This window comes from Parafrigoribacterium mesophilum (assembly GCF_039652555.1).
GTDB classification, from domain to species: domain Bacteria; phylum Actinomycetota; class Actinomycetes; order Actinomycetales; family Microbacteriaceae; genus Parafrigoribacterium; species Parafrigoribacterium mesophilum.
The window spans coordinates 1-285 of sequence record NZ_JBDJAF010000039.1; the positions used below are offsets into that span (position 1 = coordinate 1).

Annotated in this window: 1 pseudogene; it reads left to right on the plus strand. The window is 61.8% G+C overall.

Annotated elements, in window-relative coordinates:
- Positions 1–285: pseudogene (locus ABFX56_RS16005) on the plus strand (hypothetical protein); the annotation flags it as partial.

Genomic DNA, 285 nt, shown 5'->3' on the forward strand with positions numbered 1-285 from the left:
GCAAGTGACAGCAACCGGCCCGTGGACCATCACGCTGCGGTCGATAAAGTCACTGCGGACGTTCGAAGGCGCAGTCGCGACCGGAACTGGCGATGACGTGTTGATCTACCTCGGAAAGCCAGGCGCGGCAACGATCAGCCACGACGGACAGCACAACTTCGCAGTGTGGTCTTACGGCGACCGCAGCGATCTCGTGGTCAATGAGATCGGTGCGTACAACGGCACGGTGCGCTGGGGTACAGGTCCTTCGGTGGTCGCGGTGTCAGCGGACGGCAATTGGAGCAT